Raw genomic sequence first — 15,955 nt, 5'->3', positions numbered from 1 at the left:
GTTGTGGATGCCAGCGGCGCCCAATTCCACGGTAATAATTCATCGAGCCTGTTGATTTTGTGATCGTGGATGCGGTCGAGGATGTCGGCGAGATAGGCCTGCGGGTCGAGACCGTTGAGCTTGGCGGTTTCGATGATGGTCATAGCGCGAGCGAGGGTTTCCGCACCGGTATCGGCCCCTGCAAATAGCCAATTTTTCCTTCCAATGCCAATTGGACGCAAGGCGCGCTCGGCGGGATTGTTGTCGATAGCGACGCGGCCATCGGTCAGGAACAGGCTGAAGGCCTCCTGTCGACTGAGGCCATAGCGGAATGCCTTGGCCAGATCGCTTTTGCCCGGAATGCGCAGGAGTTGTTGCTCTGACCAAGCAAAGAAGGCCGTGACCTTTGGTTGGCTCAACTGTTGACGTGCGGCATGGCGGACACCAGCGGGTTGACCGTTAATGTCGCGCTCGATGTCGTAAAGCTTGCCGATCCGGTCGAGCGCCTCGCGGGCAATCTCGGATTTTGTCGAGGTCCAAAAATCATGGAAGTCACGCCGCAGATGGGCCCAACAGGCTGCCTCTCGCAAACGCCGCCCACTATTGGGTTCAGGCTCGTAAAGCTTGGCATAGCCCTTGTAGCCGTCCGCCTGCAGGATGCCGCGGGCATTGGCCAGATGGCTGAGGATGTGCTCTTCCTTCCAGTTCGGTGCGAACCGATAGACCGCACCGGGTGGCGCGGCACCCGCCCATGGGCGCTGATCGCGCACATAGGCCCAGATCCGGCCTTGCTTCACACCTTTGCCAAGCCCTTTGTCTTTCTTGGAGCGGTCCAACACCCGGATCGGCGTATCATCTGCGTGCAGCAAATCGCTGCCCATGATGTCAGCCTCAATGCGCTCGATCAGCGGCGACAGGGCCTTCATGGCGCGGCCACACCAGCCGACCAGCGTGCTTTCGGGGATGTCCGCCCCCATGCGGGCGAAGATCTCGTGCTGGCGATATAACGGAAGGTGGTCGTCGAACTTCGAGACCAGCACATGCGCCAGCAGGTTCGGGCCTGCCATACTGCCCGGGATCGGACGGCTTGGCGCGGGTTCCTGCACGATCCGCTCGCAGCGGCGGCAGGACTTCTTGATCCGGGCGATCTGGATCACCTTCATCTGCGCGGCGATCATGTCGAGGAGTTCGCTGACATCCTCGCCCACCACGCGAAGATCGCCGCCACAGTCAGGGCAGCAGGTGCCGGGGTCCAGTTCACGCCGCTCGCGTGGGGTCGTATCCGAGACCCGTGGTCGGCGGCGCAAAGCGGGTGCATCGGCAGCTTCCGGTGACGGTTCATCCTGCCCTTCGTCGATGGGCGCGTCATCGTTTTCCGCTACGGCGACCAACAGGTCTTCGAGCGCCAGTTCCAGCTGCTCGATTTCGCGCTCGACCTTTTCCGAGGACTTGCCAAAGGCCAGTTTCTGCAACTTGGCGATCCGCAGGCGCAACGCTTGAACCAGTTGATCATGGACACGCAATGTCGCCGACATCTTGGCGTTCTCTGCCTCGATCCGAGCATTTTCTACCTGCAAAGCCGCGATCATCGCCCTCAATTCAGCGGGATCATCAGGCAAATTTTCATCAGGTTTCGACATGCGCCTGACTACCAAAAATCAGGCTATAGCACCATATAAATAAAGCAAATCAGGTCGCAAAATCACCCGACCCGCGCAGGCGGAGCGCCCCAATCGGGACGCCGCCAGTCGATGCCTTCCCAGAGCATCGCGAGCTGTGCAGAGGTCAGCCGCACCGCCCCATCCTTGGCGCTCGGCCAAGGGAAACGCCCCCGCTCAAGCACCTTGTAATAGAGGCAAAACCCCTGACCGTCCCAGTAGAGCAGCTTCAGCCGGTCACCACGCCGTCCCCGGAACGCAAACACCGCCCCACTGGCGGGTTTCTGACGCAGCACATCTTGGGCAAGTGCCGCCAGCCCGGCGATCCCCTTTCGCATATCCGTCACACCGCAGGCCAGATACACGCGAACGCCGGTGCCAGGGCCGATCATGCGGCTTCCACGGCACGGATCAAGGACGTCAGCGCGGCCGGGTCTATCGTGCTATCAAAATGAAGGCGATGGCCGCACCGTAAGCGCAATTCGACTGCAACTGGTGGCGACGTATCAGCTGCCGTAGGCTGCCCCGCCGACACTGGCATATCCAAAGGGTAGAAAAGCGCCCCGGCATTGGGCGTCCACAGGCCCTTCTTCTTGAGATCATGCCGCCAGGCGTAAATCTGTTGCCGCGTAACCTCATGGCGTTGCGCCACCTGCGTCACCGTCGCCCCGTCTATCCCAACCGACATGACAATCTCGAGCTTGTCCTCGTCACGCCAGAAACGCCGTCGCTCGACCCCAAGAATTTCACCACGCATCGATGACCCCGCATAAGACACGTCGTTAACGACGTCGTTAAACACGTATCTTAGATCATCGCCCCAGCGTCAGGCAGGCGGTGCCAATGGTGCGGTTACGTTCGACAAGGTTACGCAACGAATACAGCGAATGATCGACACCGACGCGCATCTTGCGTGATTTGCGCATGGGGATTTGGTGCAACACATCCCGCGCATCCATCTTTTGGCGAATGCTGTCAGCATCGTAACCCCTGTCTGCCAGCAGAACGCTCGGCTCGGGCAAGTTGTCGGCCATGACCAGATCAAACCCCATGTAATCGGATGTTTGGCCCGGCGTGATCTCGGTTCTCATGGGCAGGCCTGCTGCGTTGACGCGGAGGTGGATCTTGGTCGTGAAACCACCACGAGAACGGCCGAAACCCTGCCGCGGAGTCCCCCTTTTGCGCCCGCTGCCTGGTGATGGGCGCGGATCACGGTGCTGTCGATCATCTGCAGGGCGTCTGGCACTGCCCCACTATGGTTCAGCGCGTCCATGATGTCCTCCCATAACCCTGCCAGCGTCCAGCGTCGGAACTGCTGGTAAACGCTCGACCACTTACCAAACTCTTCGGGCAGGTCCCTCCAAGGGGCGCCCGTGCGGGAAATCCAGAAAATCCCATCAAGAACAAGACGGTGGTTGGTGGCTTTCCGCCCGTTCGGGGCGCGGACTGCAAGGATGAAACGTTCAAAGAACGCCCATTCCTCGTCCGACATCAGATCGCGTGCCAAGCTGGTCTCCATCGCAAATACCAGCTTGAATCACGCTCACGGCACGGTGTGAATCCCTTTTGTCAACACGGCCTAGGACTGGCTGCGGACCTCGCCGCGCTTTGGCATGACTAGCTGGCATGCGACTCGAGCTTGTAGAGCTTCGTCAAAGAAGTGTGAGCTTGTCGTGCTGCGACGATAATGCTGGAACCTCGTTGATGTTCGAGCAACTCTTTACACTTCGTGTGTTTTGTTAAGAGTTGTTCAAGGCCAAACCTTGCCAGGCAGAGACTTGCGAGAGGCAACAGGACCATGCCCAACCGGCGAAGTGTCAAGAGTATCGATGACCGGCCGACCGACGCCCATGTGCGGAGCCGGGACTACCTTGGTCAGCCGGATATCGACCGGCTTCTCGCTGCCGCCAAAAAGGGCCGCCACGGTGTTCGCGATCACCTCTTGATCCTGATGATGTTCCGGCACGGCCTGCGCGTCTCCGAAGCGATAGCGCTTCGACGACGAGATGTGGATCTAGAGCAGTCGCGGATCTGGATCACACGGCTGAAGAACGGGCTCAGTGTCGAGCAGCCAGTCGCTGGCGACGAGCTGCGGGCTATCAAGCGCTGGCTCGCGCGCAGAGACGATGCACTGCCCTGGCTCTTCGTCTCCGAACGTAAGCTCCCGCTCACACGGCAGGCCGTGAACTACATTGTCGGGACCGCCGGCACCCGTGCCGGACTGGAGCGCGTTTATCCACATATGCTTCGCCACTCCTGCGGTTTCGCCTTGGCAAACAAAGGCCGCGATCTACGGGTCATTCAGGATTACCTCGGCCATCGAGACCCCCGGCACACAGCGCACTACACGCGGACGGCGGCGCACCGGTTCGACGATCTGTGGTAGCCGGACGCTACAGCGGTTGCGAAGAGGCAGAAGGGCGGAGAGCAGACCAAAGTTATTGTGCAAATTACCTATACCTCCTTGAGAGGCGGCAGTTTCCAACGATTGGTCTGCGCGGTATGATTGTGCAGAGAATGAAATGACGAACGAGGCTGGCGGAGTGACGGACGAAAGCAACTTAACTCAACTGATTGTCGAGGGCGACGCGGCCAGACGCCTTATCCCCGCAATTCTCGACCTCGAATACAAATACAGAAAGCGTGAATTAGGCGGGTTTTTGGCTCAACTGCATAATTCGGGGGAGATCGCTCTGCTCTCAGACGCCAATCTTGAGGCCATACGACGGCTTGATCACAACGACTTTTGGATGGTGTTTGGCGCGTTGTCTGACGCAATTGAGCATGTGATAGATCAATATCCCGCTGTTCAGAGATTTGCTGAATGTTTGGTCGAAAGAGCAGGCAATGATGGGGCTTCTAACACACCATTTGTGTCATTCGTTCGTTGGTGCGAAAAACATCCCTCAAAGGCCAGAGAGATTATACTAGGCGCAAAAGACGGCCGAGCAGATTGCCAACGCTCGTGTTTGTTTGCTTTGCAAGGCCTCAATGACTTTGAGTGCTTGGTAGACTTTGTAGGGGACAGTAGAGCAGAAATCCGTTCCATTGGTTTTCGCGCCTTGGGAAGGTTGAAAAATATGACAATACAGGATGACCAAATCGGCATAGATGCTTGTCTGTCGGAAATTCAGAACCCGTATTCGGATGATACGAGAAATGCTGCAATTGAAGCTGTCTTTCGCGTTTGGAATAATGAAGCGACCGAGGAAAAATATCGGCAAGATGAAGTGATCAAGTCCCTTCTCGCCAAGCCGACTGATGAAGACTTGGTGCGCCTGTGTGCGATGCTTTTCTATCACAAGAATGCATCCACAGGGCAAACTATCAGTGCAGTATTAAGTAAATCACAAAGCATATCCTCCAGTTTTGAAACAGTAAGCCACTGGATAGATCACGCGCTAACCTGGAAAGATGACCGCTGGTCGTTCAAGGAAGTGGTCGCGTTCATAGAGGCCATGGTTCCGCGCTTCGAGGAGCCAGCTAAGAGCAAGCAGTTTCATAGTTTTTGCGAATGGGTTTGGGAGGATCCCGCAAACGGGTCATATCTGTTCGCACGATGGCTTAATTCTGGTGACTTTTCCTTGTGCAGCTTCTTGGCCGAGATGGTCAGTGGCGGAGATAAGGGAGCCGCGCTACCTCTCCTGCCGCAAGACCTACCCCACGAAGCGGCCGATCAAGTCTTTCTAGCCCGAAAATGTATCGGGTTCCTTTGGCTGCATGAGATCACGGCGGCGTCAATTCTTCTCAGCCTAGTAGAACATGGACATCCCAACGCTGTTCCCGAGGTAGAAGGACTGCTTTGGGAGCCACTTCTGCTGAGCTATTCTAGTGAGCTTAGGCCGTATCTTGAGCTGCAAGCGTCTAGTACTTCTCCGACTGTGGCTAAGGCATCTCAAGACCTGGTAGCGCGACACAAGGCGTACATAGAGGGATTAAGAAATGCGGAAGAAATCAGTGAACTTGAACCCTCAAATGAAGCGAGGCGCGCGGCTGCGATAAAAGATCACCAGAGGAGCACTGATATTCAAAAGCAAGCTCGGAAAATGTCCATCTTTGGCGATACGTTTCATACTGCGACGATGCTCTACGGTCGCAAGAACTTTAGTATGATCACGGGTGCTGATGGCGAGAAGTTTCCAAGCATCACCCCGCTGAGCGAACAGTCCTATAGCTTTGAATTTCCTCGTTTGTCCGTTGTGGATCCGGTTGGTTTTAATCGTTTGCTCTTGGTTTTCAGGGTCGAGCAGAGAAAATAAAAATGAAACTAATACTCAAAGAATACCTGGCGTCCCTCAAGGAACGTGGTGACCTTGACAAAGTCTTGTTGCCAAATTTGCTGTCTGCGATGGGGTTGCAGGTGCTGAAAACTCCAATGATCGGAACTCGCCAAGATGGAGTTGATATATCTGCCGTAGGTCAGTTGCCAGACGATGATCAGAAGTACCTCTATTTGCTCTGCGTAAAGGCAGGGGACGTAGGGCGCAACGATTGGGATGCAGGGCCACAATCAGTGCGTCCAGAGTTGCAAGAAATACTGGATGTCTACATCGGTTCAAAAATTGCAAAAGAGCATCATGATTTGCCGATCAAAATATGTTTGTGCATGGGGGGCGAGTTAAAAGAAACTGTTGAGGGCAACTGGGCTGGCTTCACGCAGAAAAATGCTACTAGCGAAGTGTGCTTTGAGCTATGGAACGGCGACCGCCTGGCCGGATTTATGGAAAGGTCTTTGTTGGCGCGGGAGTTATTGGACGAAGCGGCGCGCAGGCATTTCCAGAAAGCACTTGCAATGGTGAACGAACCAGAGGCTTGCTACGAGTATACCAGAAGTTTTGTCGCCATCGTTCTCCCTCAAGAGGAGATGAAAGACAAAGAGCGACTATTGAGGCTAAGACAAGCGTATATTGGTCTCCACGTCATATGCGCTTGGGCGATTGAAGCTAGGAGCCTCGATGTCGTCTATCGGATATCTGAATTGGGCTTACTGTTTTGCTGGGATGCAATGCGAGAACAACCAATCGAGCCGAAGCCCACTAAGCATCAAGTGACTCTGACAGAAATTTTGGATCAATACGTTCGGCTCTATCTGATGATGTCCGAGTTGTATTTTGAAAAGGTACTGTATCCTCATGCCGAGACGCTTCACGCGCTGACGGTTTCGGTGAAGTCACGGGAGGCGGTCGATGCCAATCTTGCGATGTTCGACCTGATCGGACGTGCGGCCACCCGTGCAATCTGGACAGACTTGTTTGGGAAGGCTCTTTCAGAGGCGAACCCCGAATTTGCTCGCTACCTGAGCGATCAGACAGCGAAAATGCTCGACATCTTGGTAGCTCTGATCAACAACAACCCGACTTTGGGGTCTCCGTTCAAGGACGATCACATGATCGAGGCAGCCTTGGTCATGTATCTCGCACAACAAACATCGTCAGGCAGGCGATTTATGCCATGGTTTCATGCCATGGCTGAGAACACATCGTTCGCGCTTCTAACCAATGCCAGCTACCCAACGTGCTTTCGCGACTACAACGATCTGCTTGCTCATCCTGCGAGTAGTGAGCAGGAATACCGTAATGAGGCTTGTGTTGGCAGCGTCCTGTATCCCTACCTGTTCGTTTGGCTTCAGTATGGCGACGAACAAGATTTGATTGAAGAATTCTCCAGACGACTTTCAGAGAAAATACCCGACTGCTCACATCAGGCGTGGTTCCCTGATGAGGAGACAGACCAGAAAGTCTGGCGTGGGGATACCTACCATGGGATCTGCATAACTGACCTGTCGCCGTCACGTGGACATGCGGAGATCGCAGATACCCTGAACCTCGCAATCAAGGAGTGCGGGGCAATTCTTGAAATGACGGTGATGAAGCGAGGACTGGTGCCACTATTTTTAACGGCGTGCAGGCACTACCGCTTGCCCATCCCGCCGACACTTTGGGTGCCGCCGCAAAGCCATTCAGATGTGGCTCCGGTGGAGCCAAATTCATAGAAAAGCAAGAACCTTCCTTGTCCTTCTGCGAAAGCTGCGCCGCAGCACCGTTTGGGTACGCCAATGTCCGCATTGGGCCGTCAGCTTCAGGTAGTAGGAGACCGGAGGGAGCTGCGCGGTTTGTCCGCCTCAGCAGGTTCTCTCTCTAGCAGGAGGTTACGGTCAGATCGCTAATTGCGAGCAGACAAGGTCGGCGCGTGTTGCAATGTCGGCGCGTGGCAACTCCGTGATTTGGTATCCGAGCGCGGTGTAGGTCTCCCGCATGACGGCGCAGGTCGCTTCGGCCTCGGTGCGGGTCTGCGTGCGTTCGGTGTCCTGTGCGAAGATCTCGTCCCAGTAGGGTGTCAGGAAGACGTGGGCGTTGTAGCAGGCTGCCTTGGCCGCTGCAGCGACGTGGGGCGGCACGGGGAGGCCGCAGAGGGTCAGGTAGCCCATGATGTCGGGAATGCCGCGGTCGAAGATCACAGGGCCTGAGAGGGCCTGAGCGTCCTCGTAGACGCGGAGGTCGCGCTCAAGCATCCGTTCGGCATAGGCCATGCGATCCGCCCAGGGGAGGGCGTCTCCGCCGCTCGGCATCTCCTCGCGAATGATCGCGCGTCCGGACTCGGGGATCGTATTAAAGCCGCGGCGGGCAAGTTCGGTGATCAGGCTGGTCTTGCCCGCACCGGGACCGCCCGTCACGATGAAGAAATGGTCGCTCATGGGCCATCCTCGGATTTGACAGAGGAAGCGCTTCGCAGCGATCGACACGCTGAAAAGCGCGGATCAAAGCAGAAGGAATTTCCATAGGGAAAACAGCACCCGTCTGCGCGGCAGAGGCAAGGCTTCTGACGAAAAGGGCAGAACTATCTGGTGCTTTTCAGTTTGGAATTTTGGTGGAGCCAAGGGGGATCGAACCCCTGACCTCTTGCATGCCATGCAAGCGCTCTCCCAGCTGAGCTATGGCCCCGTTCCGACGCCTTCTATGCAAGCCGCCGGATTGTTTCAAGAGAAAAATTTCCTCTTTATTATCAGGTGTCTTCGTCGTCCGCTGCCACATCGGCCAGCTCGTCAAGCGACACGCTGTCATCGTCATCGTCATCTTCAAGCAGATCGTCGTCGATTTCTGTGTCCGCGGTGGCGTCATCATCTTCGAGAACAACTGGTTCGTCGTCAGTCGCCTTCTCGGGCTTCGCCTTTTCAGTAATCAGCGAACGCGATTTGCCTGTGTCGAGTGTCACGACATCCCCGGTGTAGGGGCTCACAATCGGGTCGCGGTTCATGTCGTAGAACCGTTTTCCCGTGGTCGGGCACAGCCTTTTCGTTCCCCATTCTTCTTTGGGCATCGCAGCGGTATCCTTTTACATTCGAACTGGCAGATCGTCTTGACGCACCTTTTGCGTCGACGCGAAGCAGCCCGATGCCACAGTCAAATGGCGTTGTCAAAGAGTTTTGCGGGTTGCACGTCGCTCTTGGCGCAAGACAAGCTGATTGCGCAAGGCTAAGGTTGGCAAAACGTGGAAAGTTACACAATGGTCGCGACGCCCAAGATGCAAAGCAGACAAGAGACGCTGATCCTTCCTGGCGACCCCGCTGTCGAAGTGCTTTTGCGCCGGTCGGCGCGGGCGAGACGTCTGTCGTTGCGGGTGTCGGGGCTGGATGGCCGTGTCACCCTGTCTGTGCCCAAATCCATGAAATTGCGCACCGCAGAAGAGTTCCTTTTTGACAAGGCAGACTGGGTTCGCGAGCACATTGAAGGTCAACCAAAAAGCGTTGCGCCGGTGGTGGGCGGGATTGTCCCGGTCGAAGGACGTGATCTTGCGATACGGCCCGTTGCCCCGCCGCGTCGCAGGGCGCGCCTAGGCCCGGACGTGGTCGAGATCAACCCGGCCCTGCCGGTGGCGCCGCAAGTTGCTGGCTTGCTGAAAACGGCCGCACGCGCGCGTCTGGCCATCGCTTGCGATCGCTACGCTTCTGAGGTCGGGCGTCGCTACAGCTCGCTTAGTCTGCGCGATACGCGATCGCGGTGGGGATCGTGTAGCAGTGCGGGGCGGTTGATGTTCTCGTGGCGACTCATCATGGCGCCGCCCGAAGTGCTTGACTATGTCGCCGCGCATGAAGTGGCCCACTTGGTCGAAATGAACCATTCGCGTGCATTTTGGGATGTGGTGGCGCAGCTTTGCCCAGACTATGCTCGGCGCCGTCGTTGGCTGCGGGACCACGGCTCTGTGCTTCACAGCATCCGGTTTGAGCCATGACGGGCGCGCCTGCCGCCTTGGCGCGGCCAGCCGCGGACATGCCTGGCGCGCTCCATGACCGTGTGTACCGCACGCTTCGCACGCGGATCATGCATGGGGCACTGACACCGGGGGCGCCGATGACCCTGCGCGGCTTGGGGCAGGAATTCAGCGTCAGCATGACCCCGGCGCGCGAAGCGGTGCGCCGCCTGGTGGCCGAAGGTGCGTTGACGCTGTCAGCTTCGGGCAGGATCAGCACACCGGAATTGTCTGCGGAACGCATCGAAGAGTTGGCATCGATCCGGGCATTGCTTGAACCTGAACTGTCATCGCGGGCGCTGCCTAGGGCGCACTTGGCGCTGATTGAACGGCTGGAGGCGATCAATGATGCGGTGGCCGAGAGTATCCGCGCCCACAGCGCACAGGGGTATATCCGCGCCAATCTTGAATTTCACCGCACACTGTACCTCAGGGCGCAAGCGCCCGCGATGCTGGCAATGGTCGAAACGGTCTGGCTGCAACTTGGTCCAACCATGGCCAAGCTATATGGCCGCTTGAACCGAACGGAACCGCCTCATGGCCACAGGTTGATCGTTGCGGCCCTTAGGGCAGGGGACGAGCCGGGGCTGCGGCTAGCAGTACGGGCCGATGTGACACAAGGTTTGAGGATGCTGGTGTCGTGATTGCGCGTTTGCGAGGCTTAGACCAACAAAGCGACAAGGGTGCCGAAACTGAACAAAATGACCAAAGGGCCGATCACGCCGCGGGCCATGGAATGCGCGGCCTCACTCCGCCGCGTTCGACCTTGTGACGTGTAAAAGGCGGTATCGATCGAGCCGTCGGCGCGGTGGCGGATATGTTGCTCAGTGGTCATGTCGCTCTCCTTTATTGATGAACCCACTGTGCGCCCGGCGTGGCGGACCTGCTTGAAGGCGGCCTTTAGGTTTTCAAAAGATTGCGAAAGGAAACCTTCGGGCACCTTGAGAAACCGCGCTGCTCGGCACATGCTGGCGAGATGCGGTATGTCTTCGCAGATTGCGACCTTGACCTTGGTCGCCACGAACTGTGGCGGAACGGCGCGCGTGTGCATGTTGAACCGCAGGTTTTTGGGCTGATCGCGTGCCTTGTCCGCGCATCCGGGGCCTTGGTCGCTTATGATGATGTGATGGCCGATGTATGGGGGGATCGCATCGTGTCGGATGCGACGGTCGCAGCGCGGGTGAGCGCAGCGCGTGCCGCCCTTGGGGACGATGGAAAGCGACAAGCAATCATCAGAACCGTCAACAGGCGCGGGCTTCAGCTTGTCGCCGACGTCAAGGCGTTGCCGCCGGGCTTTGCCGAACATGCCGCTAGACCGGATTTGCGCCAGACCGTCCGATTGACGTCTTCTCGGGACGGGACGGGGATCGCTTGGGCAAGCCTGGGCGAAGGGGCACCTGTTCTACGCGGCGGGCACTGGCTGGGGCATCTTGAACATGACTTGTCCAGCCCGGTCTGGCGGCCGCTTTTGGAACGGTTGTCATCCGGGCGTCGCCTGATCCGATACGACCCACGGGGAACCGGCCTGTCAGAGCGCTGCTTGAACGGGGCCACGGTGGAACAACTCGCCGATGATATGGAAGCCGTGGCAGACGCAGCCGACCTTGAGCGGTTCCCGATTGTTGCCATGAGCCAAAGCGTTCCTGCGGCATTGACCCTTGCCGCGCGTCATCCTGCGCGCGTGAGTGGTTTGGTACTTTTGAACGGATTGGTTCAGGGATCGACTGCGCGCGGTGAAATAGAGTTGACCGATACCATGGTTGGCATGATCCGAACCGGATGGGGCGTGCCCGGTTCAGCTTTCATGCGCGCCCTTGCAACGGTCTTTGTGCCGGACGCTACACAAGCCGAAGTGGACAGCCTTGTTGAGATGCAGGCCCTGTCCGCCACGCCCGAGGTGGCAGCCGAAATTCGCGCGATGATCGGCGATATCGATGTCCGCCACTGCTTGGCGGAGGTCGCGTGCCCAACCCTTGTGATGCATTGCACCGGCGATCAGGTGCAAAATTGCGAGCAGTCAAAGCAGATCGCCAGTAACATCCGACATGCAGAGTTCGGGCAATTGGACTCAGCCAATCATGCGCTGGTTCCCAGTGACCCGGCTTGGGCGGTGTTCCTTAGCCGGGTGGACGGTTTCCTGGAGGGTCTGACCTTGAAGACGGCAAATGGGTCGCCGGCGCGCACGTAGCCGAACCTTTGAGCCGCAGGTACTGGCAAAGGATCCGCTTAGCGCCGGGTCGTTCCCGTTGCGGTCTGTGCAAAGCCTGCCAACAGGGAAATACCCTTGCTGATTTGTGCCGGAGCAGGGGCCGGAACGGGTGTCTTACGGGTAAAGTCAAAAAGGGCCATGGCAGCATCCGATGCAAGAGTTTTCATTGCGCACTTAATTGCGGCATCAGCGCCTGTGACATGAGCATGAAGTGACTCGCAATGAATGTTTTATCAAGCCTGATATGCGTTTTATGCATGCCGGATGGGGCCGAAAAAAAGACGGCGCAGCAACCGCTACGCCGTCTCATGATTGGGTTTCTACGCCGGATCAGGAATGGATTGGTCCGTCCCCACAAGCCAATGCTGCTTCGCGTACAGCTTCGGAATAGGTGGGGTGTGCGTGACATGTGCGTGCAATGTCTTCGGCAGCCGCACCAAACTCCATTGCCACGCAAATCTCGTGTATCAGGTCGCCTGCCATAGGGCCGATGATATGTGCACCCAACACCCGGTCGGTTTTGGCATCTGTCAGGATTTTCACAAAACCGTCTGCGGCAAAGTTCGCCTTGGCACGGCCATTGCCCATAAAGCTGAATTTGCCAGCTTTGAAGGCGTGACCTTCTTGCTTGAGTTGCTCTTCGGTCTTGCCGACGCTGGCGACTTCCGGGTGGGTATAGATCACACCGGGGATCACGTCGTAGTTCACATGCCCGGCTTGACCTGCGATAATTTCAGCCACGGCCATGCCTTCGTCCTCGGCTTTATGCGCAAGCATCGGCCCGGTTATCGCATCACCAATGGCATAGATGCCCTTCACACTCGTGGCGTAGTGACCATCGGTTTCGATCTGACCGCGTTCAGACATCTTGACGCCCAGACCGGCAAGGCCAAGACCGTCCGTATAGGGACGGCGACCTGTTGCGACCAGAACCGTGTCCGCATCAAGCGTGTGCTCGCTGTCGTCCTTGCGCAGCTTATAGGTCACTTTGGCCTTGGTCTTCATGGTCTCAACGCTTTGTACCGCAGCGCCGAGGATGAACTTAAGGCCTTGCTTTGATAGAATTTTCTGGAACTGACGCGCGACCTCTGCATCTGCGCCGGGTGTGATGCCGTCCAGAAATTCAATCACGGTGACTTCGGTGCCGAGGCGCGCATAGACCGACCCAAGTTCCAACCCGATGACACCCGCGCCAATCACCGCAAGCTTTTTGGGGATCTTGCCCAAGGCCAGCGCGCCGGTTGAGGTGACAACGGTTTCTTCGTCAATCTCGATACCGGGCAGGGAGGACGGCTCGGACCCCGAGGCGATGATCACGTGCTTTGCGGAATGCACCTCGTCGCCGACCTTGACCTTGCCTGCTTCCGGGATGGAACCCCAGCCTTTGAGCCAATCGATCTTGTTCTTTTTGAACAGAAATTCGATGCCCTTGGTGTTTTGGCCGATCACCTCGTCCTTATAGGCCAGCATGGCTTTCCAGTCGATTTTGGGCTTGGGAACCGAAATACCCATCTTTGCGAAGTTATGCTCGGCTTCGTGGACCTGATGGCTGGCATGCAGCAGCGCCTTGGAGGGGATGCAGCCGATGTTCAGGCAGGTGCCGCCAAGCGTGTCGCGGCCTTCTACACAAGCGGTCTTCAGGCCAAGTTGCGCGCAGCGGATGGCACAAACATAGCCGCCGGGGCCGCTGCCAATCACGATCACATCATAGTCTGCCATGGTCTTCTCCTTGGAATATCGCGCCGATTATTGTGCTGTCGGCAAAGCGTCGGTGTTACGTCGGTATTGTGTCGGTATTTTTACCCGTTCGGGGAGTTGCCCAGTAGCGCGGCAACCAGCATCAGACCCGTGGCAAGCAACGCCAGCCCGAAAAAGACCGACCGCCACGGCACCCAGCCGTAAAGATAGGCTGGAACATAGAGCACCCGTGCAGCAAGATAGAGCCACGCACAGGCCGCGGTCAGCCCGGTTCCAGCACCCGCCAGCGTCACGACGAAAACTGCGATGGCAAAGGGCAGCAGCGCTTCCAGGTGGTTTTCATAGGCGCGCTTGAGGCGCTGCGTGCCAGTTGAAGGGGCTTTGGGCAAAGGCGTGTCGCGTGGGGTCAGGAAATATTCACTGCCCAGTTCCAGATTTGCCCGAACTGCCATCCAGCAAAGCTGAACGAGCAGGAGCAGACCTGAGAGAGCGAGGGCGGTGAGTTCTGGGGTCATAGACTGGGTCAAAACGAAGTCTCACCAAGCGCGGTTGGTATTGCTTTGCACTCGACAAGGCGACTCGATCCTAACCAGCGAGCCAAAGGCCCGCCGGCAGGCTTGATGCCGCCCTTCGAGTGCAAAGGCGCCAACTTTACAGATCCATCAACAGACGGCGCGGATCCTCGAGGGCTTCTTTCACCCGAACAAGGAAGGTCACCGCGCCTTTGCCGTCCACGATCCGGTGGTCATAGCTCAGGGCCAGGTACATCATCGGGCGGATCTTGATCTCGCCGTTGATGACCATGGGCCGGTCCTGGATCTTGTGCATGCCCAGAATGCCCGACTGCGGCGGGTTCAGGATCGGCGAGGACATGAGCGAGCCATAGACGCCGCCATTCGAAATGGTGAACGTGCCGCCCTGCATTTCCGCCATGGACAGCTTGCCGTCACGGGCGCGCTTGCCCTTTTCGGCAATCGCCTTTTCGATCCCTGCAAAGGACATTGCATCGGCATCGCGGATCACAGGCACGACAAGACCCGTGGGGGTGCCGGCCGCAACGCCCATATGGACGAAGTTTTTGTACACGATGTCGGTGCCGTCGATCTCTGCGTTGACCTCGGGGACCTCTTTCAACGCGTGACAGCATGCCTTGGTGAAGAACGACATGAACCCAAGACGCACACCGTGCTTCTTCTCGAACAGGTCCTTGTATTCTTTCCGCAGGGCCATCGTTTCGGTCATGTCCACCTCATTATAGGTGGTGAGCATGGCTGCGGTGTTCTGGCTGTCTTTCAGGCGCTTGGCGATGGTCTGGCGCAGACGGGTCATTTTGACCCGCTCTTCGCGCGATGCGTCTTCGGCAGGAACCGGCGCACGCGGCGCTGCTTTGGCCTCGGCCTTCGGGGCGGGGGCACTCAGGGCGGCGAGTACGTCGCCCTTCATGACGCGCCCGTCGCGACCACTGCCCGTCACCTGATCCGCGCTCAGCCCTTTTTCCGCCATCAGCTTTTTGGCTGACGGCGCATCTTCCACATCCGGTTTCGATCCGCTTGCCGCTGCGGGCTGGGCGGCATGCGATTCAGACCCCGCGCTGGGCGCAGCGGCGGCCGAGGCCGCACTGCCGCCGATCACGGCAAGCTTGGCCTTTGCATCAACGGTCGTGCCTTCGGCTGCAACGATTTCGCTCAACACGCCTGCGGCGGGGCTTGGCACTTCGACCGACACTTTGTCGGTTTCCAACTCGCACAGCATTTCGTCCTGCGCGACTGTATCGCCAACTTTCTTGAACCAGGTCGACACAGTCGCCTCGGTGACGCTTTCGCCCAGCGTTGGCACCATGACGTCAATGCTTTCGCTGCTGCCACTGTCAGCAGGCGCGGCAGCGTCGGCCTTGGCAGCGGGGGCTGCGGCGGCCCCATCTGTTGCGCCTTCGGAAATCGACGCCAAAAGCGCATCAACGCCAACTGTATCGCCTTCTTGCGCCACGATCTCGGCCAAGGTGCCAGCCGCAGGGGCGGGCACTTCGACGGTCACCTTGTCGGTTTCCAGTTCACACAGCATTTCGTCCTGCGCCACGGTATCGCCTGGCTTCTTGAACCAGGTGGCGACGGTGGCTTCGGTAACGCTTTCGCCCAGGGTGGGCACACGGACTTCGGTGGACATG

Annotated in this window: 16 protein-coding genes, 1 tRNA gene and 1 pseudogene; 6 read left to right on the top strand and 12 right to left on the bottom strand. The window is 57.8% G+C overall.

Features of this window, described 5'->3' with window-relative positions; all coding sequences use genetic code 11:
- The 4 genes and pseudogenes from tnpC to E2L05_RS00880 form a co-directional block, all read right to left on the bottom strand.
- The coding region (tnpC, locus tag E2L05_RS00895) for an IS66 family transposase (RefSeq protein ID WP_133340996.1) at positions 1-1,619 on the bottom strand (1,619 nt) is incomplete at its 3' end.
- A 62-nt stretch (positions 1,620-1,681) separates the two neighbouring features.
- The gene (tnpB, locus tag E2L05_RS00890; protein WP_099828201.1) at positions 1,682-2,029 is read right to left on the bottom strand and encodes an IS66 family insertion sequence element accessory protein TnpB; all 348 of its coding nucleotides are present in this window, start codon (positions 2,027-2,029) and stop codon (positions 1,682-1,684) included.
- Positions 2,026-2,394 carry an IS66-like element accessory protein TnpA gene (tnpA, locus tag E2L05_RS00885; protein WP_133340995.1) on the bottom strand — a complete coding sequence of 123 codons (369 nt, stop codon included), beginning with the start codon at positions 2,392-2,394 and terminating at the stop codon, positions 2,026-2,028. Before tnpA ends, tnpB begins: the two co-directional genes overlap by 4 nt.
- A 97-nt stretch (positions 2,395-2,491) precedes the next feature.
- A pseudogene (locus E2L05_RS00880) lies at positions 2,492-3,156 on the bottom strand (IS5 family transposase); the annotation flags it as partial.
- Positions 3,157-3,435: 279 nt separating this feature from the next.
- Between E2L05_RS00880 and E2L05_RS00875 the strand changes: the two are divergent.
- The 3 genes from E2L05_RS00875 to E2L05_RS00865 all read left to right on the top strand — a co-directional run bounded on the left by E2L05_RS00875 (position 3,436) and on the right by E2L05_RS00865 (position 7,629).
- Positions 3,436-4,023, top strand: a complete 588-nt coding sequence (locus E2L05_RS00875; protein ID WP_133340994.1) for a tyrosine-type recombinase/integrase — start codon at positions 3,436-3,438, stop codon at positions 4,021-4,023.
- Positions 4,024-4,159: 136 nt separating this feature from the next.
- Positions 4,160-5,896, top strand: coding sequence for a hypothetical protein (locus E2L05_RS00870; RefSeq protein WP_133340993.1), 1,737 nt, complete (start codon positions 4,160-4,162; stop codon positions 5,894-5,896).
- Between the two features lie 2 nt (positions 5,897-5,898).
- Positions 5,899-7,629, top strand: a complete 1,731-nt coding sequence (locus E2L05_RS00865; RefSeq protein WP_133340992.1) for a hypothetical protein — start codon at positions 5,899-5,901, stop codon at positions 7,627-7,629.
- A gap of 162 nt (positions 7,630-7,791) precedes the next feature.
- Here E2L05_RS00865 and E2L05_RS00860 read toward each other — a convergent pair whose 3' ends face one another.
- The 3 genes from E2L05_RS00860 to E2L05_RS00850 form a co-directional block, all read right to left on the bottom strand.
- Positions 7,792-8,331, bottom strand: a complete 540-nt coding sequence (locus E2L05_RS00860; RefSeq protein ID WP_133340991.1) for an AAA family ATPase — start codon at positions 8,329-8,331, stop codon at positions 7,792-7,794.
- A 171-nt stretch (positions 8,332-8,502) separates the two neighbouring features.
- Positions 8,503-8,578 (bottom strand) — tRNA-Ala (locus tag E2L05_RS00855).
- 61 nt (positions 8,579-8,639) lie between these two features.
- Positions 8,640-8,954 carry a TIGR02300 family protein gene (locus tag E2L05_RS00850; RefSeq protein WP_133340990.1) on the bottom strand — a complete coding sequence of 105 codons (315 nt, stop codon included), beginning with the start codon at positions 8,952-8,954 and terminating at the stop codon, positions 8,640-8,642.
- A 171-nt stretch (positions 8,955-9,125) separates the two neighbouring features.
- On the opposite strand from E2L05_RS00850, the gene E2L05_RS00845 reads away from it, so the two are divergent.
- Both E2L05_RS00845 and E2L05_RS00840 read left to right on the top strand, forming a co-directional pair.
- Entirely contained in the window at positions 9,126-9,866 is a 741-nt protein-coding gene (locus E2L05_RS00845; RefSeq protein WP_243721820.1) for a M48 family metallopeptidase, read from the top strand.
- Entirely contained in the window at positions 9,863-10,528 is a 666-nt protein-coding gene (locus E2L05_RS00840; RefSeq protein ID WP_133340989.1) for a GntR family transcriptional regulator, read from the top strand. Before E2L05_RS00845 ends, E2L05_RS00840 begins: the two co-directional genes overlap by 4 nt.
- Before the next feature lie 17 nt (positions 10,529-10,545).
- Here the strand turns inward: E2L05_RS00840 and E2L05_RS20660 are convergent, their stop codons facing one another.
- Positions 10,546-10,719 (bottom strand): hypothetical protein, encoded by a 174-nt coding sequence (locus tag E2L05_RS20660; RefSeq protein WP_164685653.1) that lies wholly within the window; start codon positions 10,717-10,719, stop codon positions 10,546-10,548.
- 81 nt (positions 10,720-10,800) lie between these two features.
- On the opposite strand from E2L05_RS20660, the gene E2L05_RS00835 reads away from it, so the two are divergent.
- A complete protein-coding gene (locus tag E2L05_RS00835) occupies positions 10,801-12,072 on the top strand; it encodes an alpha/beta fold hydrolase (protein WP_133340988.1) in 1,272 nt (423 codons plus the stop codon).
- A 38-nt stretch (positions 12,073-12,110) separates the two neighbouring features.
- Here the strand turns inward: E2L05_RS00835 and E2L05_RS21235 are convergent, their stop codons facing one another.
- From E2L05_RS21235 to odhB, 4 genes are all read right to left on the bottom strand, one after another.
- Positions 12,111-12,233, bottom strand: a complete 123-nt coding sequence (locus tag E2L05_RS21235) for a hypothetical protein (RefSeq protein WP_279512620.1) — start codon at positions 12,231-12,233, stop codon at positions 12,111-12,113.
- Positions 12,234-12,423: 190 nt separating this feature from the next.
- The gene (lpdA, locus tag E2L05_RS00830; protein ID WP_133340987.1) at positions 12,424-13,812 is read right to left on the bottom strand and encodes a dihydrolipoyl dehydrogenase; all 1,389 of its coding nucleotides are present in this window, start codon (positions 13,810-13,812) and stop codon (positions 12,424-12,426) included.
- An 80-nt stretch (positions 13,813-13,892) separates the two neighbouring features.
- A complete protein-coding gene (locus E2L05_RS00825) occupies positions 13,893-14,306 on the bottom strand; it encodes an MAPEG family protein (RefSeq protein WP_133340986.1) in 414 nt (137 codons plus the stop codon).
- Between the two features lie 136 nt (positions 14,307-14,442).
- On the bottom strand, positions 14,443-15,954 hold the full coding sequence (odhB, locus tag E2L05_RS00820; RefSeq protein WP_133340985.1) for a 2-oxoglutarate dehydrogenase complex dihydrolipoyllysine-residue succinyltransferase: 1,512 nt from the start codon (positions 15,952-15,954) through the stop codon (positions 14,443-14,445).
- Between the last annotated feature and the right edge of the window lies 1 nt (position 15,955).

The sequence above is a fragment of the Meridianimarinicoccus aquatilis genome, from assembly GCF_004358675.1.
GTDB lineage: Bacteria > Pseudomonadota > Alphaproteobacteria > Rhodobacterales > Rhodobacteraceae > Meridianimarinicoccus > Meridianimarinicoccus aquatilis.
Note: the sequence above shows the minus strand (reverse complement) of the source record. Positions and strands in the feature narration are given on the sequence as shown.